General features: G+C 70.9%; 23 protein-coding genes. 13 read left to right on the top strand and 10 right to left on the bottom strand.

The annotated features are described in order from the left end of the window. Positions 1–4: 4 nt before the first annotated feature. The gene (locus tag ABEB12_RS08905) at positions 5–727 is read left to right on the top strand and encodes a TetR/AcrR family transcriptional regulator C-terminal domain-containing protein (RefSeq protein WP_185064484.1); all 723 of its coding nucleotides are present in this window, start codon (positions 5–7) and stop codon (positions 725–727) included. Here the strand turns inward: ABEB12_RS08905 and ABEB12_RS08900 are convergent. The 3 genes from ABEB12_RS08900 to ABEB12_RS08890 are packed head-to-tail and all read right to left on the bottom strand — an operon-like array spanning position 724 to position 3617. After that, on the bottom strand, positions 724–1587 hold the full coding sequence (locus tag ABEB12_RS08900) for an SDR family NAD(P)-dependent oxidoreductase (RefSeq protein WP_185064482.1): 864 nt from the start codon (positions 1585–1587) through the stop codon (positions 724–726). The genes ABEB12_RS08905 and ABEB12_RS08900 overlap by 4 nt on opposite strands. Beyond that, complete coding sequence (locus ABEB12_RS08895; RefSeq protein ID WP_185064480.1) at positions 1584–2567, bottom strand: alpha/beta fold hydrolase; 984 nt, start codon at positions 2565–2567, stop codon at positions 1584–1586. Before ABEB12_RS08895 ends, ABEB12_RS08900 begins: the two co-directional genes overlap by 4 nt. A gap of 12 nt (positions 2568–2579) precedes the next feature. Then, complete coding sequence (locus tag ABEB12_RS08890; protein WP_185064478.1) at positions 2580–3617, bottom strand: dihydrodipicolinate reductase; 1038 nt, start codon at positions 3615–3617, stop codon at positions 2580–2582. Between the two features lie 288 nt (positions 3618–3905). On the opposite strand from ABEB12_RS08890, the gene ABEB12_RS08885 reads away from it, so the two are divergent. Beyond that, positions 3906–4985: a metallophosphoesterase gene (locus tag ABEB12_RS08885; protein ID WP_221498522.1), complete on the top strand. Its 1080-nt coding sequence runs from the start codon at positions 3906–3908 to the stop codon at positions 4983–4985. Between the two features lie 50 nt (positions 4986–5035). Continuing rightward, positions 5036–5533: a GyrI-like domain-containing protein gene (locus tag ABEB12_RS08880; RefSeq protein ID WP_185064476.1), complete on the top strand. Its 498-nt coding sequence runs from the start codon at positions 5036–5038 to the stop codon at positions 5531–5533. Positions 5534–5561: 28 nt separating this feature from the next. Here ABEB12_RS08880 and ABEB12_RS08875 read toward each other — a convergent pair whose 3' ends face one another. Continuing rightward, on the bottom strand, positions 5562–5777 hold the full coding sequence (locus tag ABEB12_RS08875) for a hypothetical protein (protein WP_185064473.1): 216 nt from the start codon (positions 5775–5777) through the stop codon (positions 5562–5564). A gap of 429 nt (positions 5778–6206) precedes the next feature. Between ABEB12_RS08875 and ABEB12_RS08870 the strand changes: the two genes are divergently transcribed. The 4 genes from ABEB12_RS08870 to ABEB12_RS08855 are packed head-to-tail and all read left to right on the top strand — an operon-like array spanning position 6207 to position 10496. Beyond that, positions 6207–7493: a cytochrome P450 gene (locus ABEB12_RS08870; RefSeq protein ID WP_185064472.1), complete on the top strand. Its 1287-nt coding sequence runs from the start codon at positions 6207–6209 to the stop codon at positions 7491–7493. Next, positions 7490–9124: a methylmalonyl-CoA mutase family protein gene (locus ABEB12_RS08865; RefSeq protein WP_221498521.1), complete on the top strand. Its 1635-nt coding sequence runs from the start codon at positions 7490–7492 to the stop codon at positions 9122–9124. The genes ABEB12_RS08870 and ABEB12_RS08865 overlap by 4 nt, the downstream gene beginning before the upstream one ends. After that, positions 9121–9555, top strand: a complete 435-nt coding sequence (locus ABEB12_RS08860; RefSeq protein WP_221498520.1) for a cobalamin-dependent protein — start codon at positions 9121–9123, stop codon at positions 9553–9555. Before ABEB12_RS08865 ends, ABEB12_RS08860 begins: the two co-directional genes overlap by 4 nt. Then, on the top strand, positions 9552–10496 hold the full coding sequence (locus ABEB12_RS08855; protein WP_185064468.1) for an alcohol dehydrogenase catalytic domain-containing protein: 945 nt from the start codon (positions 9552–9554) through the stop codon (positions 10494–10496). Before ABEB12_RS08860 ends, ABEB12_RS08855 begins: the two co-directional genes overlap by 4 nt. Positions 10497–10887: 391 nt before the next feature. Here ABEB12_RS08855 and ABEB12_RS08850 read toward each other — a convergent pair whose 3' ends face one another. Beyond that, the gene (locus ABEB12_RS08850) at positions 10888–11487 is read right to left on the bottom strand and encodes a TetR family transcriptional regulator (RefSeq protein ID WP_185064467.1); all 600 of its coding nucleotides are present in this window, start codon (positions 11485–11487) and stop codon (positions 10888–10890) included. 75 nt (positions 11488–11562) lie between these two features. Between ABEB12_RS08850 and ABEB12_RS08845 the strand changes: the two genes are divergently transcribed. Then, entirely contained in the window at positions 11563–13035 is a 1473-nt protein-coding gene (locus tag ABEB12_RS08845) for an NAD(P)-binding domain-containing protein (RefSeq protein ID WP_185064466.1), read from the top strand. A 6-nt stretch (positions 13036–13041) separates the two neighbouring features. On the opposite strand, the gene ABEB12_RS08840 is transcribed toward ABEB12_RS08845, so the two are convergent. Further along, on the bottom strand, positions 13042–13632 hold the full coding sequence (locus ABEB12_RS08840) for a TetR/AcrR family transcriptional regulator (protein WP_345702671.1): 591 nt from the start codon (positions 13630–13632) through the stop codon (positions 13042–13044). Positions 13633–13689: 57 nt separating this feature from the next. Between ABEB12_RS08840 and ABEB12_RS08835 the strand changes: the two genes are divergently transcribed. Beyond that, a complete protein-coding gene (locus ABEB12_RS08835) occupies positions 13690–14463 on the top strand; it encodes an SDR family oxidoreductase (protein ID WP_185064465.1) in 774 nt (257 codons plus the stop codon). Positions 14464–14829: 366 nt separating this feature from the next. Continuing rightward, positions 14830–15519: a hypothetical protein gene (locus tag ABEB12_RS08830; protein ID WP_185064457.1), complete on the top strand. Its 690-nt coding sequence runs from the start codon at positions 14830–14832 to the stop codon at positions 15517–15519. A gap of 121 nt (positions 15520–15640) precedes the next feature. On the opposite strand, the gene ABEB12_RS08825 is transcribed toward ABEB12_RS08830, so the two are convergent. The 4 genes from ABEB12_RS08825 to ABEB12_RS08810 are packed head-to-tail and all read right to left on the bottom strand — an operon-like array spanning position 15641 to position 20714. Then, positions 15641–17074 (bottom strand): SRPBCC family protein, encoded by a 1434-nt coding sequence (locus ABEB12_RS08825; RefSeq protein WP_185064455.1) that lies wholly within the window; start codon positions 17072–17074, stop codon positions 15641–15643. Continuing rightward, positions 17064–17468, bottom strand: coding sequence for a cobalamin-dependent protein (locus ABEB12_RS08820; protein ID WP_185064453.1), 405 nt, complete (start codon positions 17466–17468; stop codon positions 17064–17066). The genes ABEB12_RS08825 and ABEB12_RS08820 overlap by 11 nt, the downstream gene beginning before the upstream one ends. Further along, positions 17465–19108, bottom strand: coding sequence for a methylmalonyl-CoA mutase family protein (locus ABEB12_RS08815; RefSeq protein ID WP_185064452.1), 1644 nt, complete (start codon positions 19106–19108; stop codon positions 17465–17467). Before ABEB12_RS08815 ends, ABEB12_RS08820 begins: the two co-directional genes overlap by 4 nt. Beyond that, a complete protein-coding gene (locus ABEB12_RS08810; RefSeq protein ID WP_185064450.1) occupies positions 19101–20714 on the bottom strand; it encodes an AMP-binding protein in 1614 nt (537 codons plus the stop codon). The genes ABEB12_RS08815 and ABEB12_RS08810 overlap by 8 nt, the downstream gene beginning before the upstream one ends. Positions 20715–20846: 132 nt before the next feature. Between ABEB12_RS08810 and ABEB12_RS08805 the strand changes: the two genes are divergently transcribed. The 3 genes from ABEB12_RS08805 to ABEB12_RS08795 all read left to right on the top strand — a co-directional run bounded on the left by ABEB12_RS08805 (position 20847) and on the right by ABEB12_RS08795 (position 22650). Next, the gene (locus ABEB12_RS08805; RefSeq protein WP_185064448.1) at positions 20847–21473 is read left to right on the top strand and encodes a TetR family transcriptional regulator; all 627 of its coding nucleotides are present in this window, start codon (positions 20847–20849) and stop codon (positions 21471–21473) included. A gap of 143 nt (positions 21474–21616) precedes the next feature. Beyond that, positions 21617–22306, top strand: coding sequence for a winged helix-turn-helix domain-containing protein (locus tag ABEB12_RS08800; RefSeq protein WP_185064446.1), 690 nt, complete (start codon positions 21617–21619; stop codon positions 22304–22306). After that, the gene (locus ABEB12_RS08795; protein WP_185064445.1) at positions 22294–22650 is read left to right on the top strand and encodes a hypothetical protein; all 357 of its coding nucleotides are present in this window, start codon (positions 22294–22296) and stop codon (positions 22648–22650) included. Before ABEB12_RS08800 ends, ABEB12_RS08795 begins: the two co-directional genes overlap by 13 nt.

The following is a 22650-nucleotide window of genomic DNA, read 5'->3' as shown; positions in this document are numbered from 1 at the left end:
CCGGGTGAACCCGAGAGAGCGGCGCGCCGCCCGCCACCGGCCGCCCGGCCCCGACACCGGTCCCGGGCCGCGGCGGCGCGCGACCCCGATCACCCCCGCGCGGGTCATCGACACCGCGCTGGGCGTCATCGCCGAAGAGGGCTACGAGGCGCTCACCATGCGCCGGCTGGCCGGTGCGCTGGACACCGGACCGGCCTCGCTCTACGCCCACGTGGTCAACAAGGCCGACCTCGACGAGCTGCTCATCGGGCGGCTGTGCGCCGAGCTGGTGCTCCCCGAGCCCGATCCGGCGGCCTGGCGGGAGCAGATCCGCGGCGTGTGCACCCAGGTACGCGACCAGTTCCTGCGCTACCCCGGAATCTCCCGCGCCGCGCTCGCCAGGTTCCCCACCGATCTGGAGACCGTGCGGGTCAACGAGGGAATGCTGGCGATCCTGCTCGCCGGGGGCATCGCCCCCCGGGCCGCCGCCTGGGCCATCGACGCCCTCCTGCTGTACGTGGCCGCCTACTGCCTCGAGGTCTCGATCGCCCGCCGGCGATCGGCGCGGGACGAGGAACCCTGGGTCCTCGACCGCGACGAGCTGCGGCGCCGGTTCACCGCCCTGCCCGCCGAGACCTTCCCCCACACCACCCGCCACGCCGCCGAACTCACCGCCGGGGAGGGCCACGACCGGTTCGACTTCACCCTCACCCTGATGGTCGACGGGCTGGCCCACCGCCAGGCTTAGGCGGTGCTCGCGCGGAACTCGGCGTAGGTGGGGGTGTGCTCGGGGAACTCCGAGGGCGGGCCGAGCCATTCGCGGTGGGAGTCCGGCCGCGACCCGTCGACGTCGGTGACGCCGTACTTGGCGCCGAGCTCGGCCCCCCATACGGTCCGGCCGCTGTACTCCCGCCTTCCCGGGTCGTTGGCCAGGGCGTCCACGACCCGGCCGGTGAACTCCGGGGACTCGAACGGCGGGAGCACGGTCCCGGCCAGCCGGCGTTCCAGCTCCGGGGTGATCCGCTCGGTGCGCAGTACGCCCATCCAGATCGACAGCACGGTCACGCCGTGCGGGCGGAGCTCCCGCGCCATGTCGTAGGCCAGCTTGTCGGTGCCCGCCTTGCCCGCGCCGTAGGACGGGCCGTGCAGGCCCGGCAGGTGGACCCGCGCGCCGGGGGCGGAGGTGAACACCAGCAGCCCGCCGGCCGCGATCAGCAGCGGCGCGGCGTAGTGCGCGGCCACGTAGTGCGACCGGAGCCCGACCTCCAGGGGTTTCAGCTCCTCGGCCAGCGGCCGCTCCCAGAAGCCCTGGCCGGGCCTCGGCGGCGCCGCCGGGAGCGCGGTGGCATTGCCGACCAGGACGTCCAGCCGCCCGTGCTCGGCACCGACCCGCTCGAACACGCCGCGAACCTGCTCGTCGTCCGCGTGATCGCACACCACCGGGACGCCGGTGCCGCCGCGCCGGCCGATCTCCTCCGCCGTGGCGGCCAGGTCCGGTTCGGTCCGGCCGGTGACGTAGACCGTGTCCCCGGTGGCCCCGAGTGCCAGCGCGATTCCCTTGCCGGCGCCCCGCGAGGCGCCGGTCACCACGACCACCCGGCCGCTCATCCCGTACTCCGTTCCGTCAGGTCGCGCAGGAACTCGAGGAACACGGTGTTCACCACGTCCGGGTGCTCCATGCTGATCATGTGTCCGGCGGCGGGCACGATGCGCACCCCCCGGACGTCCGCGTGGTACGCGGACAACATCTCCACCGGGTTCGCGCCGTGCCAGTGCGCGAGGTCCACGTCCCGGTCCGAGCCGAGGAAGTAGAAGGGCACCTTGGTGCGGCTCTCGGCGCGCTCGCGCCGGTACCGCCAGTTGAGGTCGAGCGCGAGGTACCAGCGGATACCGCCGCCGAAACCCGAGCGGGCGTAGTCGCTGACGTAGGTCTCCAGCTCCCACTCGGTCAGCCACGCCCACGGGAGCGGGGGTGGCTGGGGCAGCGCCGCGCGGTACGTGGTGCCCGGCGGGAGCCGCCACATCTCGGTGAAGTCGACCTCGCCGGAGAGGGCGTGGAAGATCTTGGTGAGGATCTCCCTCGGGTGCGCGTCCAGGTCGGCGGCGGCGGCATCCGGCTCGTCCACGAAGTAGGAGACGTGGTTGAACCGCTTGCGGCCGCGTCGCCGTTCGATTTCCAGCGGCGGCGTCTCCGAGGCGGCGAGGAACGGGTTCTGCAGCCCGATCAGCCCCCGGACCCGTTCCGGATGGTCCAGGGCCAGGTCATAGGCCGCGTACATGCCGAAGTCCAGCCCCGAGCAGACCGCCGCATCCACGCCGAGGTGGTCGAGCAGGGCACACAGGTCCGCGGTGATCCGGTCGGCCCGGTACTCCTCGATCGGCTCCGGCCCGCTGGTCTGGCCCATGCCCCGCAGGTCCGGCGCCACCACGCGGTATCCGGCCTCGGCCAGCGGCGCGATCTGGTGCCGCCAGCTGAACCAGGTGTGCGGGAAGCCGTGCAGCAGCAGGACCACGGGGCCTTCGCCCTGCTCGACGTAGTGCACGTCGAGCCCGTTCAGGCGGGCGCGGCGATGCGTCCAGTTGGCCATGCCGGGTCCCGCTCAGCCCAGGACCGGGCCGGTGACCAACGGCAGGTCCGGGTAGCTGACGATGCCCGGCTCGGCCGCCACCACCGAGGGAATGGCGTTCACCGCCGGCATCGCGGTGTAGATCATCCCCGGCCCCATGTAGTCGACGGTCCCCCTCGGCGGCAGGCACTGGGCCAGCAGCCGGTAGTTCGGCGAGCCCTCGATGGAGATCACGTGTCCGTGGGCGAGCTTGAACGGCGCCTCGGTGTGGCTGCCCATGACCCAGCGGACCCCGGACGCCGTCACGTTCCGCCCGCCGGACCAGGCGCGGTGGTAGCCCTCGATGGCCCCGACGGTGCCCTTCCCGATGGTCATGAACCCGAGGTCGTCGTCCCCGTGGGCCGGGGTGAACGTGGCCTCGAAGCTCATCCGGTCCACCTGGACACCGAGGGCGTCGGCCATCATCAGGGCCGCCTCGGCGCACACCTCGCTGGCCTTGCGGAGGTTCTCCTCCAGATCCGGGGTATCGGCCGGCCGGCCGAGACCCATCGCCGACATGGTGTCCCCCGAGGCGTACAGCGAGCAGTCGACGGACTCGGTGACGGTGATGCGGTCGACCCGCTCGCAGGCGGCGCTGCCGACGATGGCCAGCGCGTGGGTCAGCCCGGGGAAGGCGCCGCTGCCGAATATCGAGGCCCGGCCCCGCAGCGCGGCCTTGAGCACCCGGTCGCGTTCGGCCGCCGGCAGCCGGCGACCATTGATCCACTCGGCGGTGGAACAGACGTTGACCCCGGCCTCCAGGAGGCGGCACAGCTCATCGGTGTTCGACCACACCGGGTTGTACGAACAGGCGTCGGGCCGCAGCGCCAGCAGGGCCGATACGTCGTCGGTGGCCAGGATGCCCGTGGGTTCCCGGTAGCCGCACAGTTCGGCGGCGTCCTGGCCGACCTTGGCCGGCGAGTGCGCGTACACCCCGACCAGCTCCATGTCGTGCCTGGTCAGAATCCCGTGCAGGGCGCGGGAGCCGATGTTCCCGGTCGTCCACTGGATCACGCGAAGCTTCCTGGGCATGCCGGAATACTAGAACAAGTTCTACTGCTCCGTCACCGGTTCGCGGGTGTCGGCGAAAGCTTTTCGCACGCTCCCTGATCCCCCGCGGCCTGGGCAGTTCATGGTCACGTAGCAATAGGAGACGTTCTACCGGCAAGTAGGGTCTCTAACCGCTACTTGACCATGAAACCCCGCGCCCGACGCACTGGTTGCCCGTCCGAGGCGCTCGTTCAGACCACCCACAACGCCGACACCCGTACCCCCGCCCCGGCGGCGGGGCGCCGGGGCGGGGTCGACATGATGTGCGCCGTGACTACGCCTCGTGTCGCGGGCCGCACGCTGAGTCGTCGATCGATGTTGGCCGGCGCCCTGGGGGCACTGGGTGTGGTGGCCACCGGCGGGCTGGTCGTCCCGCTGGCCGGAGCGGAGGGGACGCGCAAGTACGGGTTCCCGGCCGACGAGCGGTTCCGGGTGCTGGTGACCGGGGACGCCGGCACGGACGGCGCCGAGCACTTCGCGGTGACCGGCGCCGCGCTGGCCGAGCACCGCCGCCGGCCGTTCGGCATGGCCCTCGGGCTCGGCGACAACATCTACGAGTACGGCCCGTTCAGCTCGGACGACCCGCAGTTCGAGAGCAAGTTCGAGAAGCCCAACGACGGGCTGGACTTCCCGTGGCTGATGGCGCAGGGCAACCACGACAACTCCGGACTGCTGCCCGGCACCGGTGACTGGGAGGCGCGCGGGCAGTACGAGGTCGAGTACCACGAGCGCTCCCGCCGGTGGTTCATGCCGGCGCGGTACTACTCGGTGCGGGTGCCCGAGGACCGCCCGGTGGCCGAGTTCTTCGTGATCGACACCAACCCGGTGACCTCCTACGTGCCGCAGCTGCTGCCGTACTGGACCTTCAACGGCGAGTACATGCACCGGCAGCGGCGGTGGCTGCGCGCCGGGTTGGCCTCCTCGCCGGCCCGCTACCGGTTCGTCTGCTCGCACCACCCCTACGTGAACAACGGGCCGCACGGCAACGCCGGCAGCTACGACGGGATCACCATCGGCAACTACGCCAGCGGCCGGCACCTGAAGACGTGGTACGAGCAGGACGTGCTGGGCACCGCCCACGCCATCCTGTCCGGCCACGACCACTCCCAGCAGGTGCTCGAGCCGGTGCGCGGCACCGTCCAGGTGGTCAGCGGCGCCGCCAGCAAGACCGTGAACGGCTCGTCCCGCGTGACCAACCCGTACGACTTCCAGGACTTCACCGGCTACGGGTTCATGGCGATGGACGTCAGCCCGGAAGGGGTGGACCTGGCCGTGCACCGGGTGGACACCGAGACCGAACGCTCCGAGGTCGTACACCGCCAACGCCTCGCCACCCACGCCCGGGACTGACCGGGGAGAGTTGACCCTGACACCGTGTCATGGGTTGGGGTCGGGTCGTCATGTTGAGTATCGGAGAGCTTGCCCACCGCGCCGGCGTCTCGGTCCGGATGCCGCGGATCCAGCCGCTGCCCGCGCCGCGGCTCGCCCAGGTCAGCGGGGCGGCGAACGACACCAGCGAGATCCCCGCCATGGTCGACACGCTGATCTCCCGGCTGGCCGCCACCGGCATCGGCGGAAACGGCATCCGCACCTACCACGGCCGGCCGGACGGGTCGAAGATCGACGTCGCGGTCGGGGTGACGCTGGACGCCGAGGCGGACCCGCCGGCCGGACTGGAGCTGGCCCGGCTGCCGGCCGAGGAGCGGGCGGCCGTGGTCACCCACGGCACGGCGGACGACGACGGCGACCCCTGGCTGACCGTGGACGCCGCGCTGGCGGAGCGCGGCCTGGAGTCCTACGGCGTGTACCGCCAGGTCCACGTGCGGGGCGAGGGCGAGGGCCGGCCGGTGGTCGAGCTCCAGTGCCCGGTCCGAGACAGCGGCTGCCGCACCGGATAGCGGGTGGCTGTCGAAGGCCTGACCGGGCTCAGCGCCGGCGCGGGCGGACCCGGTGCGCCAGCTGCCGCCGCGCCGCGTCGGCGGTATGCCGGTCGGTGAGCAGCAGGTCGATCATGGTTTCCACCACGTCGCCCAGGGGGATCGCCCTGACCTCCAGATCGGTGGTCAGGTCGCGACACCACTTGGCCAGCCGCCGGTGGGTGCGCGGAGAGAGTTCGATCGGCACGTGCACCGCCCCATCCATCGCGCAATGTTAACGATCTCCTAACCGCCCCTTTCCTCGTGTCCCCCGATCTGGTAACCCGACTGCGCTCAGTGGTCGGTTTGACCGGATCAACGCGCCACGCCAGGGTTGAACCCGCGAACCACGGGGGACCTGGACGACCACCTGGCCGGCGAGGACGAGGAGACGGCCCGGCAGTTCGGCTGGTGGCCCGAGCGCTCCACCCCGGAGTCGGTGGCGCGCGCCTTCGCCGAATGGGCGGACAGCTGGCGGAACGACGGCCCCGTACACACCTTCGCGGTACGCCCGGGCCGCGGGGTTCGTCCGGCGCGGCGTGCTGCCGGACGAACCCGGAGTCGATCGCTACACCCTTGAGCTTGACACACATCGAAAAGTGTCACACAGTCACATGGTGACCTGAATTACCTGGCGAGCGAGGAGCGCGGCGGGATGACCGGTGTGGACAGCACGGTAAGCCTGATCGAGTCGTACAACCCGCTGCTGCACGAGGTGCAGCACGACCCGTACCCCTACTACCGGGCGTTCCGCGAGGCGGGCGTCGGCGTGCACCACCAGCTCATGCCCGAGTCGGCGGCGGCGACCAAGACGGACAACCACCTGGTCGCCGGGAAGACCACCGAGTTCTGGTCGGTGTTCGGCTACGCCGACGTGCTGCGCGTGGTGCAGGACCCGGTGGTGTTCCGGTCCGGGCAGGGCCCGGGACCCGAGCGCGCGCTGGCCCCCAACGGGGTCGGCGCACTGATCTGGGCCGACCCGCCCAACCACCGCATCCAGCGCGGCCTGGCCAACAAGGCCTTCTCCCCCCGCCGGGTGCACGCGCTGGAGGGCCGCATCCGGGAGATCGCGCACGAGTTCGCCGACCGGTTCGCCGCGCGCGGGCAGGGCGACCTGCAGGCCGAGTTCGCCGACCGGGTGCCCGGCACCATCAACACCGAGCTGCTCGGCATCCGCGCCGAGGACCAGCCCAAGTACCACGCGTGGGTGCTGGCCTGGGTGGACGCGTTCGCCGGCGACGAGGCGGCGCAGCAGCGGGCGCTGGACGCCTCGCTGGACTTCTTCGGCTACTTCACCGAGCTGATCGGCGCCCGCCGGCAGATCCTGGCCGACGGCGGCGAGCTGCCGGACGACCTGCTCTCCGCGCTGATCACCGCCGAGGTGGAGGGCCAGCGGTTCGACGACCTGACGCTGATGCTGATCCTGCAGGTGCTGATCACCGGCGGCGAGGAGACCACCTCGGGCGGCATCGGCGGCGCCATCCACCTGCTCTGCCAGCACCCCGAGCAGCTGGAGCTGCTGTACCGCGACCGGTCGCTGCTGCCGAACACGGTGGAGGAGATCCTGCGCCACCAGTCACCGGTGCAGTCCATGTTCCGCAACACCAGCGCCCCGGCCACCATCGCCGGCGTGGACATCCCGGCCGACGCCAAGGTGCGCCTGGTGTTCGGCGCGGCCAACCGGGACCCGGCCGTGTTCGACCGGCCCGACGACTTCGACATCACCCGTGACCTGCGACAGCTGCGCGGGCAGCTGGGCTTCGGGGGCGGCATCCACGCCTGCCTGGGCGCCGGCATGGCCCGCCGCATGCTGGCCATCGCGCTGGACACCGTGCTGGACCGGCTGCCCGGCCTGCGCCTGGCCGACCCGGACGCCGTGGTCCGGGGGGACAACCTGATCGTGCGCCGGCTCAAGCACCTGCCCATGGAGTGGTCCCGGTGACCACCTGGGAGATTGACTCCGAGGACATCTCGGTGCGGCTGTCCCGCACCCGCACCTGGGGCGGGCTGGACACGGAGAGCCACTACGGCCCGGGTCCGCTGGACTACAGGCGCGACCTCGGCGACCCCGGGGAGTTCCCGTTCACCCGGGGCTCCTACCCCCGGATGTACCGGGGACGGATGTGGACGCTGCGCAACATCGTCGGCTACGGCGGCCCGGAGGACACCCGGGAGGGCGTGGAGGCCGCGCTCAAGGCCGGCGGCGCCGGCATCGACGTGGTTTCCGATGTGCCGACCGGCCAGGCGATGGACCCGGACCACCCGGTGCTGGGGCCGGATGTGGGCCTGGAGGGCTGCTCGATGCCCACCGTCGACGACCTGGACCTGCTCACCCGGGACATCGACCTCACGAAGACCGACGTGGCCTGGCACACCGTGATGATGACCTACCCGATGGTCCTCGCGCTGGCCCGCCGGCGTGGCTACGACCCGTCGAAGCTGCAGGGCGGGCACATGCCCGACCACCTCACCCACGCGATCATCGGCTGGGGCCACGGGGTGATCCCGCCCGCGCTGGGGCACCGCTACCACACCGACTGCCTGGCCTACGCCTGCCGGCACACGCCGAAGTGGGCCAGCGGCTTCCCGCAGGGCTACGAGATCCGCGAGCTGGGCATCGGGCCGGCCGGGGAGATCGCGGTGGGCATGGCCATCGTGAACCAGACGCTGGCCGACCTGGCCGCACGCGGGGTTTCGGCGGACGAGGTGGCACCCACGCTGGCCTGGATCTCCACCTCCGGCATCGACCTGTTCGAGGAGGTGGCCAAGTTCCGGGCGCTGCGCCGGATCTGGGCCCGCACCATGCGCGAGCGCCACGGCGCCCGGGACGAACGGGCCATGCGGCTGCGCATCTCCTGCCACTCGTCCGGCCGCACGATGACCTACCAGCAGCCGCTGAACAACATCGTGCGCGGGGCCAGCGAGATGATTGCCGCGCTGTGCGGGGGCGTGCAGTCGATGGAGGTGTGCAGCTACGACGAGGCCATCGGCATCCCCACCCCGGAGGCCCGCGAGCTGGCCATCCGCACCCAGCAGATCGTGGCGCACGAGGTGGGCGCGGCCCGGGTGGCCGACCCGCTGGGCGGCAGCTGGTACGTGGAGGCGCTCACCGACCGGGTGGAGGCCAAGGCGCTGCGGCTGCTGGCCGAGATCGAGAAGATCGGCATCGTGAAGGCGGTCTCGGACGGCGTGCTGGAGCGCTGGTGCGAGGACGCCGAGATGCGCCAGCTGGAGGAGATGGAGACCGGCGAGCGGATCATCGTCGGGGTCAACCGGTTCGCCCGGCCGGACGAGCCGGAGCCCCGCCGGTTCGCCGTGGAACGATGGCGCATCGACCGCCACCTGCGGCGGTTCGCCGAGTTCAAGGCGGCCCGCGACCCCGAGCGGCTGGCCCGCCGGATGGACGACGTCTACGCGGCGGTGCGGGCCGGCGGCGAGTTCCACGGCGCGCTGGTCGAGGCGTTCCTGGCCGGCGCGACGATCGGCGAGGCGTGGGGCACCGTGCGGGTCGCCGCCGGCTACCCGTACGACGCCTTCGACGCGCTGGACTCGCCGTTCGGGCACCTACGGTGACCATCCGCGCGGTGCTGGGCATGCTCGGCGCCGACGTGCACAACAAGGGCCTGCGCACCTTCGCCCGCCGGCTGCGCGACCGCGGCGCCGAGGTGATCTACCTGGGCGACCACAACACCGCCGCGCGGCTGGCCGGCGCCGCCGTGGCCGAGGACGCCGACGTGGTCGGGGTCAGCTTCGGCATGGCCAGCTACCTGGAGCACTGCCAGCGGCTGGTGGCGGCGCTGCGGGAGATCGGCGCCGAGGACATCCCGGTGATGGTCGGCGGCCTGATCCACCGGGCCGACGCGGACGCACTGCACCAGGTCGGCGTGGCCGGCGTCTTCACCCCCGGCCACACCATGGACGAGGTGGTCGCCTGGCTGGAGGAAACCACCGGGAAGCCCCTCGGGAATAGCCGGCCGGCTTCGGCCGGTTGGCACGGATCATGAAGGCGATCGGGGTTTGGGAGTACGGCGGGCCGGAGCGGCTCGAGGAGATCGAGCTGCCGGACCCGGAGCCCGGCGAGGGCGAGGTGCGCATCCGGGTGCACGCGGCGACGGTCAACCCGACCGACACGCTGCTGCGCGCCGGGGTACACGCCAAACGGCTGGGCGACCGGAAGCCGCCGTTCGTGCCGGGCATGGATGCGGCCGGTGTACTGGAAGCCGTCGGCCCCGGCGTGGACGGCCGGTTGCGCGTGGGCCAGCGGGTGATCGCCCTGGTGGTGCCCACGGGGCCGCACGGCGGCGCGTATGCCGAACGGATCGTGCTGCCGGCGGCCTCGGTGGTGCCCGCGCCTACCGGTGCGGACCTGCCCGCCGCGTCGACCCTGCTGATGAACGCGCTGACCGCGCGGATGACCTTGGACGCGCTGGCGCTGGCCCCCGGCGACACCGTCGCGGTGACCGGCGCGGCCGGCACCCTGGGCGGCTACGTGATCCAGCTGGCCAAGGCGGACGGGCTGCGGGTCGTCGCGGACGCCAAGCCGGCGGACGAGGCCCTGGTCCGGGAGCTCGGCGCGGACCACGTGGTGGCTCGCGGGGACGGGGTGACGGACCGGATCCGCTCGCTTGCGCCGGGCGGGGTGCCGGGGCTGGTGGACGCGGCGGTGCTGAATGAAGCGGTGTTCCCGGCGATCGCCGACGGCGGCGGGCTGGCCACTATCCGGGGTTGGCGCGGCCCGGGCGAGCGGGGCATCCGGGTGCACCCGGTGCTGGTCTCCGAGCGGGCCACCGACACCGACGCACTGGACCGGCTGCGCCGGCAGGTGGAGGAGGGGGCGCTGACCTTGCGGGTGGCCGACGTGCTGCCCGCGGCGCGCGCGGGTGAGGCGCACCGGCGGTTGGCCGAGGGCGGTGTGCGGGGGCGGTTGGTGCTGGACTTCTCGTAGGTTTTAGGTGTTCGGGTGACGGTTTAAAGATCGCTTGGACGGCGCGGCTGGGTGGTCTGCCGCCGCTTGGGTGCGGCCCCTTGCGTTTGGGGAGCGAGGGTGATCGTCGTTTGTGGCGGTTTGCCGTCGATTTTCGACGCTGGAGCGCCAGAAATGACGATCACCCACTCTGGCAAACGGTTTCCCATGATCACCATGACATGGTGGCTACCCAGGACCCCGGGGGGACCGCCAGGTCATGGTGATCATGGACGTTGACCCGCCAGTCCCAGGGGACGCTCCTGCCTCGCGGCGCAACCGGGATCGCACGCGAACGCAACAGGCCGCACCCAGGCTGCGGCAGACCACCCAGCCGCGCCGTCCAAGCGATCTTTAAGCCCCGCCCGAACGCCTAAGCCTCGGCGAGTTCGGTGAGCCAGCGGGCGGCGTCGGTTCTGGCCTGCGCCCAGGCGCGTTCCAGCGGCGGGACGGGCATGCCGGTGGTGTACATCAGGGCCAGGCCGCGCAGGGTGTTGATCACGACGTCGGCATGCACCTCGACCTGCCGCTCGCCGGGGGCGAGGCCGGTCATCCGGCGCACGACGTCGCGCAGCGCCTCCTCGATCTCCGCCTCCAGGCGCAGCACCCGCGGGCGCAGCGCCGGGTCGGTCCGGCCGGCCACGTAGACCTCCAGCGCGGCGGTGTAGATCGGCGACTTGAACACCACCCACAGCTCGTCCAGGCCGGCCTCCACCCGCTGCCGGCCGGGCGGCACGGCCGCCAGCAGGGCCTGCGCCTCGACGGTGCGCCGGCGGGCGATCTCGTCCACCACGTCCACCACCAGCCGGCGTTTGTCCGGGTACTGGTGGCTCACCGCGCCCCGGGAGACGCCGGCCCGCTCGGCGACGGCGGCGATGGTCGCTCCGGCGTAACCCCGTTCCACCAGCAGCTCGATGGTGGCCGCGATGGTCTTCTCCCTGGTCGCCGAGCTGCGTTCCAACTGAGTCGCCACGAGCGCTAGCTTACAAGACGTGCGTCCTGTAACTTGCGAGTCAGCCGACTTGCAAACGGGACGACAGGAGTTCGGATGCCACGTCAGCCGAGGGTCGCCATCATCGGCGCCGGCATGTCCGGGATCTGCACGGCGGCCAAGCTGCGCCAGGCCGGCATGACCGACTTCGTCATCTACGAGAAGACCGGCGAGGTCGGCGGCACCTGGCGGGAGAACACCTACCCGGGCCTGTCCTGCGACGTCCCGTCCCGCTACTACAGCTACACGTTCGCGCCCAACCCGGACTGGACCCGGGTGTTCTCCCCCGGCCCGGAGATCCACGCCTACCTACGCCGCGTCGCGCGGGAGCTGGAGATCGTCCCGCACGTCCGGTTCAACACCGAGGTGGCCGAGGCCGAGTGGCTGGCCGACCGGTCGGTGTGGCGGTTGGGCACCAAGGACGGCGAGGAGCGCGAGTTCGACTTCATCGTGTCCGCCGCCGGGGTGCTACACCACCCGAGGACGCCGGACATCCCCGGCCTGGACGAGTTCGCCGGCGCCGCCTTCCACTCCGCCCGCTGGGACCACTCGGTGCCGCTGGACGGCAAGCGGGTCGCGGTGATCGGCAACGGGTCCACCGGCGTGCAGATCACCACCGCGCTGGCCCCCCGGTGCGCGTCGTACAAGATGTTCAGCCGCACCCCGCAGTGGGTGATGCCGATCGCCAACCCCCGGTACAGCCGGCTCAGCCGGGCGCTGCTGCGCCGGTTCCCGGCGCTGAACCGGGCCTGGGGGCGCGTGGGGTACAAGTTCTGGCAGCAGGTGTTCGAGAAGTCCTTCTGCCAGGCGGTGATCCGGCCGGGGTGGCAGCGGCGGCTGCTCACCGCGATCTGCCGCCTGCACCTGCTGCGGCTGCGCGACCCCGAGCTGCGCCGCCGGATGCGGCCGGCCGACCAGCCCATGTGCAAGCGGATGATCTTCGCGTCCGGGTTCTACTCCAAGTTCGCGCGCGGCCAGGCGGAGCTGGTCGACTCGCCGATCGAGCGGGTCACCGAGCGCGGCATCCTGACCGCCGACGGCACACTGCACGAGCTGGACGTGATCGCGCTGGCCACCGGCTTCCACGCGCACGCCTACCTGCAGCCGATCGAGCTGGTCGGGCAGGACGGGCTGCGGCTGTCCAAGGTGTGGAGCGACGAGCCGCGCGGCTACCGGACGGTGGCGCTGCCCGGGTTCCCCAACTTCTTCCTGCTGCTCGGCCCGCACTCGCCGATCGGCAACCAGTCGCTGTTCATGATCACCGAGACTCAGGTGGACTACGCGCTGCGCTGGATCGACCGCTGGCGGCGCGGCGAGTTCACCGCCGCCGCGCCCCGAGAGGACGCCGCCGAGACGTTCAACGCCGAGCTGCGCACCGCCTACCCGAGCACGATCTGGACCAGCGGCTGCGACAGCTGGTACATCGGCAAGGACGGCCTGCCCGCCCTCTGGCCCTTCACCCCCCAGGCCCACCGCGACATGCTCGCCACCCCCCGCCCCACCGAATGGCACCTAACCGGAGCCGCCTAGCCGGACTCACGCTCCCAACGCGAGCAGCCTCTCGACGAGGGGCCGGGCCTGGGCGGCGGGGCCGCCCGGGCCGAGCGCCTGGGCGGATGCGGTGTAGCCGTCCAGGATCAGGACCAGCTGGTCGGCCAGGGCGTCCGGATTGGGCTCGTCGGGGAGTTCGGCGGTGAGGGTGCGGACGGTGTCGCGGATCCACCGCTTCATGGCGACCGCGTGCCGGTGAGCGGCCAGCGAGTCGTCGGGCAGCTCGGTGAGCACCATCAGGAACGTGCAGCCCCGGCACTCCGGCGCCGCCGGGGCGACCTCCGCGCTCAACACCTCGAACAGTGCCAGGATGCGCTCCCCGGCCGGGCGCCCGTCGGCGGCCACCACGTCCGTGATCGCCCGCCGCCGCAGCTCGGCGGCGCGTTCGGTGTAGGCGGCGACCAGCTCGTCCTTGGACGGGAACAGCCGGTACAGCGTGGTCGGGGCGACGCCGGCGTCGGCGGCGATCTTGTCCACCCCGGTGGCCCGGATGCCCTCCCGGTAGAACAGGTCACCGGCCACGCACAGCACGTGTTCCCGGGTCTCCGCCGAACTGCGGCGCGGTTGTCTTGGCACGAGCCCAGTCTAGCGCTAATGTTAGGGAACGTTCCCTTACATTCACTGGAGAGGGTTATGGGCAACCTGACTGACAGAACCGCACTGGTCACCGGCGCCTCCCGAGGTATCGGCCGGGCCATCGCCACCCGGCTGGCCGCCGAGGGTGCGCTGGTCGCGGTGCACTACGGCAGCAACCAGTCCGCCGCCGACGAGACCGTGGCCGCCATCCGCGACGCCGGCGGCCAGGCGTTTGCGGTGCGGGCCGAGCTGGGTGTACCGGGTGACGTGGACACCCTCTTCGACGGGCTGGCCGCCGGCCTGGACGGCCGGCCGCTGGACATCCTGGTGAACAACGCGGCGACCATCGCCTACGCGGCCACCATCGACACGGCGACCCCGGACGACTTCGACCGCCAGTTCGCGATCAACGTTCGCGCGCCGTTCTTCATCACCCAGCGGGCGCTGGGCGTCATGCGCGACGGCGGCCGGATCATCAACGTGTCCTCCGGCGTGACCTGGTTCGCCACTCCGGAGACGGTCTATGCCATGACCAAGGGCGCACTCAACGTGCTCGGCCGCTCACTGGCGCAGCAGCTCGGCCCCCGGGGCATCACGGTCAACACGGTCTCCCCCGGCATCACCGCGACCGAGATGAACACCTGGCTGGACACCGAGCCGGAACGGGCGCGGCAGGTGTACGCGATGGTCGCGCTGGGCCGGGCCGGCCAGCCGGCGGACATCGGCGACGCGGTGGCGTTCTTCGCCTCCGACGACGCGCGCTGGATCACCGGCGAGACCGTCGAGGTGAACGGCGGTCTACTCCTCGGCCCACCCCGCCCGACAAACTGATAGCCACCTTCGGGCGCCTCCCGCGAGGCTATGGCTCTGCGTGGAAATATGCGACATACGGCGTACGCAACGATGGATGCCAGCCCAACGACTCCTCTCGCCTCACAAGTGGCACGCGGAGGGCAACCGCGCGGAACGGCTGTGACCCGTGATGCTTGCCGAGGCTCAGCCCATGATCAGCAGGGCATGGTGATCGCATGGCGGGATCCGCACCGAGCACTCGGTGTCGCATATTTCCACGCAGAGCCATAGCGGCGAAGTAGGTACTCGAGTCGGAGTCTCAGGCTCCGACTGCCGGTGCCGAGCTGGGACACAGTTTTGAATCCGCGGTAAAATCTGTGCCGCGGGAGACGCCGGAGGTGTGCGGTGGGGCGGCAGGTTCAGTTGGTCTGCGCGTGGTGCGGGCCGGTGCTGGTGCTGTTGGGGCTGGGCGGGATGACGCTGGCCGGGGTCCTGCCGGTGCCCCCGGCGGCGAATGCCACGCCGGCCGAGGCGGCCGCGTTCTACTCGGAGAGCCCTAACCTGGTGCGGCTGGGGCTGATGCTGGCCAGCGTCGGGGTCAGCCTGATCGGCCCGCTGGTCGCGCTGATCACCGTCCAGATGGTGCGCATGGAACGGGACCGCCCACCCACCCTGGCCATTCTGCAGGCGGTGTCCGGGTCGGTGACCTGGGTGATGCTGATGGTCCCGATGATCATCCTGAACGTGGCGGCGTTCCGCCCGGACCGCTCCCCCGAGCTGACCCAACTGCTCACCGACCTGGCTTGGCTGCTGTTCCTCACCCCGGTGGCGCCGTTCCTGATCCAGAACTTCGCCATCGGCGCGGCCGTGCTGGGCGACCACGCCGGGACGCCGGTGTTCCCGCGCTGGGTGGGGTACGCCAACTTCTGGACCGGGCTGCTGTTCGTGCCCGCGCTGCTGGCCTTCTTCTTCAAGTCCGGGCCGTTCGCCTGGCACGGCATCTTCGTGTTCTACCTGGGCACCGTGGTCTACGGGACCTGGGTGCTGGTCATGTCGATGGTGCTACTGCGGGCGGTGCGGGAGCAGGCCCGCTGACCTCCAGGCCGAGGCGCTCCGGGCGGTTGCGTTCCAGCTTGCGACGCACCCAGCCGCGCGCCGGGTCGGCGGCGAATGCGTCCACCCGGTCCACCCGGAGCGATACATCCGTCCGAGTCCCTCAGTCACTGAGGAAGCGTCCCAGGTTCTGGTGCAGGTTGCGGATATTGCGCTCCTGGTAGTTGGCGAAGTGCACCTGCTTGATGCCGTCCGAGCGCATTCCCCGCTGGAACTTGACCAGGTTCACCATGTCCTGGTCGATGATCGGCCCCAGCCCACCCAGCTCGGCGACCTCGCCCCACGGCCGGTCCGCCGGGGTCATCTTCAGCGGGCTGTCCTTCGGCGGGTCGGCGTCGCCCGGCATCCACATCATCACCAGAACCTCGAAGATGCACGACTCATGGTCGTCGCCGTTCGGCCGCACCCGGTAGGCCATCGGGAACGCGTTGCCGGCCCACGGGATGAAGTTGGGGAACACGAAGTACTGGGTGGCGTCCAGCATCTCGGTGTCACTCGCCTTGGAGAAGTCCTGGCCGAACTGCTTGCCCATCGACTCGCGCACGAAGTCCGCGCACAGCCGCCGCGCGTCCATCTCGGTGGCGCCCTCCGGCAGCTGGGGCATCTCGAACTCGCCCTCACCGAACATGTTGCCCACCGCGTCGCCGAGCATGCCGTCCACGATCATCTGCGGGTCGTCCAGCTCACCGAGGTGCGGGCTGGACACCCCGACGATGCCCATCATGCGCGCGTGGTTGCCCCAGAAGTCGTACTGGGCGTTGCAGTCCGCCGAGTACGGCAGGAAGTTCGGGTGGGTGGCCACGATGTGGTAGATCTCCAGGAACGCCTCGGCGGCCAGCTTCCAGTTGCACGGGATGACCTTGCCGATGTGCGCGGCCTTGTACGCCTTCTCGCGCGGCCAGTTCCGGAAGTGCCGGGGAATGGTCTCGCCGAGGAACTCCTCGAACGGCGGGGCGTCCGGGTCGAGGTTGACGAACACGAAACCGTTCCAGGTGGCCGTGCGCACCTCGGAAAGATGCACGTCAGCGTCGCGCACCAGCGGGAAGTCCCACCGGCACGGGATCTGCTTGATCGAACCGTCCAGGTTGTAGCTCCACTTGTGGAAGCTGCAGGTGAACTCCTTGCCCGACATCGGGTCGCCGACCTCCGGGTCGACCAGCCGGGTGCCCCGGTGCATGCAGGTGTTGTGGAACGCCTTGATCTCGTCCGGACCCGAACGCACCACCACCACCGACTGGTCCACGATGTCGTAAACGCAGCGGTCGCCCACCTCGGGGATGTCGTTCTCCCGGCAGGCCATCTGCCAGACCCGCTTCCACAGCTTCACCTTCTCCAGCTCGTGGAAGGAGCGGTCCACGAACGGCCCCTTGTCCAGTGGCTCGTCGCCGAGGTCCCTGGTGGACTGCTCGAACAGCGCGTCCGGCACCGTGCCCCGGTCCTGGCGCAGGTAGTAGTCGGCGGTCCGCATGGACTCCCGTACCTCGGCGCTGACCGGACCGTCGTACTCGGTGGTGGAGTGGCTGACGTCAGTGGACACTGTTCCTCCCAGTGATAGAGAAGACGAAGTCGAGAATGCTTTCCGTGGTGGAGCCGGGGCCGAAGATCCCGGCGACGCCGAGGCCGCGCAGGGTCGGCTCGTCGTCGGTGTGGATCAGGCCGCCGACCATGACCGGCACGTCGGCCAGGCCGACGGAGGCCATGGCCTTCATCAGCTCCTCGACGTAGTACAGGTAGCTGGCGGTGGAGAAGCTGAGGCCGACGATGTCGGCGTCCTCGGCGGCGGTCGCGGCGGCGAATCCCTCCGGGGTGTTGTGCTCGCCGAGGTAGACCACCTCGATCCCGGCATCCCGGAAGTGCCGGGCCAGGGTGCGGATGCCCTTGGTGTGCACGTCGGTGCCGAGCATGCCCAGAACACATCTCACCCGGGTCATGGCGTGTGCCCCCAGGGCGAGGTGAGCACGCCGAACGGGTCGTAGGGGTGGCCGTGCGCCACCCGTACGGTGCCCCAGACCTCGGCGATGCTTCCGTCGGCGCGCAGCGCTTCGATCATCGCGCCGACCGGGTTCTCGCCTCGGCGGGCCACCGCGTAGAGATCGGCGGCCGCGGCGGCCAGCCGGGCGTTGTCCCGGTGCCGTTTCAGCTCCACGAACCGCTGGATGTGCGCCTCCACGTTCGCCCGGTCGAACCGGAACCGGGGTGGCTGCTGCTCGGCCGACGTCGGCACGAACCGGTTCACCCCGACCTTGATCCGCTCGCCGGTGGCCAGCTCCCGCTCCTGCCGGTAGTTGAACTCGTCCATCAGCGCCTCGATGGAGCCGTCCCGCACCGATTCGACCAGGCGGCGCTCCTCGATGCGGGCCAGCAGGGCCAGCGCCTCCGCCTCCACCCGGTCGGTGAGCGACTCGACGTACCAGCTGCCGCCCAGCGGGTCGGCGGTGCGCGCCGCACCCACCTCGTGGGCCAGGATCTGTTGGGTGCGGGTGGCCAGCTCGCGCGCCTCGTGGGTGGGGATGCCGACCGGTTCGTCCCAGGTGCACGCCTCCACCGACTGCACCCCGCCTAGCAGCGCCGCCAGGGTCTGCACGGTCGCCCGGGCCAGGTTGTTCAGCGGCTGCTGGTGGGTCAGCGAGCGGCCCGAGGTGTGGCAGGCGATGCGCAGCCGCATGGCGCGCGGGTCGGTGGCGCCGAACCGCTCCTTCATGGTGCGCGCCCACACCCGGCGCAGCGCGCGGAACTTGGCCACCTCTTCGAACAGGTCCACGTCGGTGATGGACACCCAGGCCAGGCTGGGCGCCACCTGGTCCACCGGGACGCCGCGCGCGGCCAGGTCGGTCAGCGTGGCGTTGGCGATGGCCATCCCGACGGCGATCTCCGCGACCGGCGTGAGGCCGCGTTCTCGCAGGTCGTAGGCCTGCGGGAGGCCCAGAGCCCAGCGCGGGCTGTGCTTGGCGGCGTACTCCACGCAGTCCACCGTGGCCCGGTGGGCCAGGTCCGCCGGCATGATCTTCTCGCCCCAGCCGGCCAGGGTCAGCTGCAGATGGTCGGGCATGTGCGAGCCCTGGATGTCGGCCAGCGGCACGCCGGTGTCCACCGCGAACGCGGCGATCATCGGGTAGATCATCATCGTGGAGTGGTAGGCCACGTCGGTCCGGGTGATGTCCACGCCGTCCAGCAGCCGTTTCACGTCGCGCAGGGACGGCAGCGAGCAGCCCTCCAGCCCGACGTCGGCGCGCAGCGCGGGGTGGTCCGGGTCCACCGCCTCGGCGGTCAGCGTGTCCACCGCGACGTCCACCCCGGCGCCGCCGGCGGCCAGTGCCTTGGCGATGCCGTCCCGGGTGTCCTCCGGCGCGCCGTAGCCGACGATGTTGCGCAGCGTCCACATCCGGCTCCGGTACATCTTCGGGTAGCTGCCCCGGGTGTACGGGAACTCACCCGGATCGCCCAGGTCACGGCCGTAGTCGATCGGCGTTTCGCCGTAGTGGCTCTCGGTCTCCAGCCCGCCCCAGGTCGCGGTCCGGGAAAGCCGCACCGAGTCCAGGTCCACCTCGGCGCCGAAACCCTCGTCAGCCACCTGCGTCGACCTCGCTCAGCGCACCCTCTCCGATCAGCTCGACCAGCCGGAACTTGCGGACCTTGCCGCCGGCGGTGAGCGGCATGGCATCGGTGAGGAACCACCGCCTCGGCGCCTTCTGGCCGGAGAGCCGCTCGCGCACCGCCGCCCGCCAGGCCGCCGGATCCGGCTCCACCCCGGGCGCGGGGCGGACCACCGCCGCGACCTGCTCGCCCCAGTACTCGTCCGGCATACCGACCACGGCCGCCTCGGCGATACCCGGCACGGTGTGCAGCAGGTCCTCGATCTCCCGGGGGTAGATGTTCTCCCCACCCCGGATGATCATGTCCTTGAGCCGCCCGGTGACCGCGACGTAACCCCGGTCGTCCATGGTTCCCAGATCACCGGTGCGGAACCAGCCGTCCGCGTCCAGCGCCTTCGCCGTGTCCTCCGGCCGGTCGAAGTAGCCGCTGAACTGGCCGATGCCCCGCACGTGGAACTCGCCGACCTCGCCGCACGGCACCACCTCACCGGACACCGGGGAGACCACCTTCATCTCGGTCCGCTCCAGCGGCCGGCCGACCCGCGCGGACTTGTCGGCCAGCGAGTCCCCGGGCAGCGACTGGCACATCACGCCGCCCATCTCGGTCTGCCCGAAGATGGCGCCGAACCGGGCGCCGAACTCCTTCTCCACCCGTCCGACCAGCTCCGGCGGCACCGTGGTCCCGCCGGACATCACCACCTCCAGGGAGGAGAGATCGGTGTCCGGGAAGCGGGGGTGCTCCATCATAGCGATCAACATGGTCGGCACACCGGGGAAGAACGCGGCCCGCTCGGCCTCGATCAGCTCCAGCGAGAGGCCCGGCTCAAACCCGGTGACCACGTGCGCGGACCGGTTCCACATGGCACCCAGCGCACCGAAACCGCAGCCCCCGACGTGGAACATGGGCAGCGGGTTCAGCCAGACCGACCCGGCCGCGATGCCGAACCGGCGGGCGAACAGCCGGGCGTTGTTCACCATGCCCCGGTGGGCCAGGATCGCCCCCTTGGGGAAACCCGTCGTCCCGGAGGTGTACTGGATCATCGCCGGGGAGGCCGGCGTGACCTCGGGCCGCGCGCCACCGGGGACCCCGGCCCACAGCTCGGAACCCGGCTCGAAGTCCAGAATATGGCGCAGTGCCGGCAGATCACCGCGCACGGACGCCACGAGCCGCCGGAAGTCCCGGCCCCGCACGTCCCCGGCGGCGACCACGGCGGCGCACCGGGACTGGCCGAGCGCGTAGCTCGCCTCCACCTCGGTGTACGCCGGGTTCAGGCTGACCACGGTGATCCCGGCCAGCGCCGCGCCGAACTGCACGACCTGCCACTCCGGCACGTTGGGCGCCCACACACCCAGGCGCTCCCCCGGCTCGAGGTGCTCCAGCAGCACGCCGGCCACCGCGTCCGCGTCCGCCACCAGCTCGGCGTAGGTCCACCGCCGGCGCGCCGCCGGGTCCCCCACACCGGCGACCAGGGCCAGCTCGTCCGGCGCCCGGGCGGCGGTGTCCCGCAGCAGCTCACCGACCGTGGTCTCGGCGACCGGCACGGAGGTGTCCGCCGGCCACAGCGATCGGGTGAGCCTGCACATCGGGCCTCCCGCTGGTGACTGGCCGCCGCGTCGTTGCGTACCGATAGGTAGCGTGGCATCGGCATGGTGTGGCTTGGAGCACGTATGACTATGTGACATAATTTGCCGACTGTCAATGCACGGGAGGGGACCATGGCCTCACTGGCCGCGGACCGCGCCGCGAACCACGCCGCGCAAGCCGAGGCCGAGGACCAGCGGGAGGAAGGCACCTGGCCGAGGGTTCTCGCGGCCGCCCGTGGGTGCTTCCTGCGCTACGGCGTGCGCAAGACCTCGATGGCCGACATCGCGGACGCGGCCGGACTGGCCCGGCAGTCCATCTACCGGTACGCCTCGAGCAAGTCCGCACTGGTGGACGCCGCCCTGCTGGCCCGGCTGAGCGAGATGGGCGAGCTGCTGCAGGACATCCTGTCGCGCACCGACGACTGGGAGACGGCGGCGGTGGAGGGCTCGGCGGCGGTGATCACCGCCGCGCGCACCGATCCCGAGCTGACCACGCTGCTCGAGGTCACCCACGGCCGCCACCTCTCCGAGCTCACCGCCACCTCCAGCGCCGCCATGCACCACCTGGTGGCCGAGCTGTGGCGGCCGCTGTTCGCCCGGGGACGCAAGGAAGGCAAGCTGCGCGAGGACGCCACCGAGGACGAGCTGGTCGAGTGGATCCGGGGCATCTACCTGATGCTGATGCTCCGGACCGACCTGGACGCGGACGGCGACCGGCATCTGATCCGGACCTTCCTGCTCCGCTCACTGGCCCCCTGAAATCCGAGAAATCGATCTCCGAGCATTCTCAAGCCATTAGTTGAGGATCGGAGTAATACCTCCGCCTTAAGCTTGGGCAAAACTTAAGGTTCGACACTCCCTCCCCATGTCATGATCTGACCTGGGGTGGGGGTGGTACGACCATGCAAATCTTGCTGATCGGCGACGACAAACGCGAGGCAAACGAGCTCGTTAAGTCGTTAGCCAAATACGATATTACGGCGAAATGGATCCGTAACGCTGGTGACGCATTTCCGGCATTCACCACAGTGGATCTTGTGCTGTTGGACTTCTCGACACCGGATATCGACGGCCTCACCGCGTGCCGGGCGATCCGCTCGATATGCGATGTGCCGGTAGTGGTGCTGACCAGCCGCACGGCCGTCGAGACCCGGGTGCGCGCGCTGCGCGCCGGCGCGGACGACTACCTGATCAAACCGGTCAACCCGGCCGAACTGATCGCCCGGATCCACGCGGTGGCGCGCCGAGCACGTGCCTCCGCACGCGCGGACACGCTACGCATCGCGGACATCGACATCGACATCGCCCGGCAGGTGGTCCGGGTCGGCGGAACCGACATCACCACCACCCGCAAGGAGTTCCAACTGCTCGCGCTGCTCGCCGACGAGGCCGGTCGAGTATGCCCCCGGGAACGTCTCATCGCACAGATTTGGGGCCGGCCATGGCCCGGCGCGAACGACACGCTGAATGTTCACGTGGCCATGTTGCGGGCAAAGATCGGGCGGCCCGATCTCATTCAGACGGTACGGGGTATCGGATATCGACTGCGCTCGGACAAACGGACCGAAAGGTTGGCGACATGCGCAAGGTGAAAGGGGTAAAGCGCGCGCCGGCCCGGCGTTACTGCCACCCGGCAGCCACGGTGCGTACCGCTTTGCCCGCGCAGCACTCCCGCACCGGCCGCATCCGGCTCCGCCCGCCGCTCAACAAGATCCACAATGGTGACACGGTCGCGGCCGTCGACCTGAGCGGCATCACCTGGTTCGGCGTCGCCGTGGGTGAGATCGACCAGGACCACCCGTGGCCGTCCGTCCGGGTCAAGGTCGGGCAACAAGTCATGATCTTTCCGGCGCGCGACGTCACGCTCTGGCCGGCCCCGGAAACCCTGATGGCGCGGCGCGCGGCCCGGCGGGCCCGCTACGCACGAGAGAACTGA

Origin of the sequence: Actinospineispora eucalypti (assembly GCF_039543365.1) — a bacterium.
Lineage (GTDB): Bacteria > Actinomycetota > Actinomycetes > Mycobacteriales > Pseudonocardiaceae > Pseudonocardia > Pseudonocardia eucalypti.
This window is presented reverse-complemented; position numbering and strand designations above follow the sequence as displayed.

What these genes read in the sequence shown, in the direction of transcription:
- ABEB12_RS08880 (WP_185064476.1), top strand. Translation starts at nt 5,036, where the DNA reads ATGTTGAGTATCGGAGAGCTTGCCCACCGCGCCGGCGTCTCGGTCCGG.
- ABEB12_RS08795 (WP_185064445.1), top strand. Translation starts at nt 22,294, where the DNA reads ATGCGCAAGGTGAAAGGGGTAAAGCGCGCGCCGGCCCGGCGTTACTGC.
- ABEB12_RS08820 (WP_185064453.1), bottom strand. Translation starts at nt 17,468, where the DNA reads ATGACCCGGGTGAGATGTGTTCTGGGCATGCTCGGCACCGACGTGCAC.
- ABEB12_RS08890 (WP_185064478.1), bottom strand. Translation starts at nt 3,617, where the DNA reads ATGCCCAGGAAGCTTCGCGTGATCCAGTGGACGACCGGGAACATCGGC.
- ABEB12_RS08800 (WP_185064446.1), top strand. Translation starts at nt 21,617, where the DNA reads ATGCAAATCTTGCTGATCGGCGACGACAAACGCGAGGCAAACGAGCTC.
- ABEB12_RS08875 (WP_185064473.1), bottom strand. Translation starts at nt 5,777, where the DNA reads ATGGATGGGGCGGTGCACGTGCCGATCGAACTCTCTCCGCGCACCCAC.
- ABEB12_RS08870 (WP_185064472.1), top strand. Translation starts at nt 6,207, where the DNA reads ATGACCGGTGTGGACAGCACGGTAAGCCTGATCGAGTCGTACAACCCG.
- ABEB12_RS08900 (WP_185064482.1), bottom strand. Translation starts at nt 1,587, where the DNA reads ATGAGCGGCCGGGTGGTCGTGGTGACCGGCGCCTCGCGGGGCGCCGGC.
- ABEB12_RS08845 (WP_185064466.1), top strand. Translation starts at nt 11,563, where the DNA reads ATGCCACGTCAGCCGAGGGTCGCCATCATCGGCGCCGGCATGTCCGGG.
- ABEB12_RS08835 (WP_185064465.1), top strand. Translation starts at nt 13,690, where the DNA reads ATGGGCAACCTGACTGACAGAACCGCACTGGTCACCGGCGCCTCCCGA.
- ABEB12_RS08805 (WP_185064448.1), top strand. Translation starts at nt 20,847, where the DNA reads ATGGCCTCACTGGCCGCGGACCGCGCCGCGAACCACGCCGCGCAAGCC.
- ABEB12_RS08810 (WP_185064450.1), bottom strand. Translation starts at nt 20,714, where the DNA reads ATGTGCAGGCTCACCCGATCGCTGTGGCCGGCGGACACCTCCGTGCCG.
- ABEB12_RS08855 (WP_185064468.1), top strand. Translation starts at nt 9,552, where the DNA reads ATGAAGGCGATCGGGGTTTGGGAGTACGGCGGGCCGGAGCGGCTCGAG.
- ABEB12_RS08895 (WP_185064480.1), bottom strand. Translation starts at nt 2,567, where the DNA reads ATGGCCAACTGGACGCATCGCCGCGCCCGCCTGAACGGGCTCGACGTG.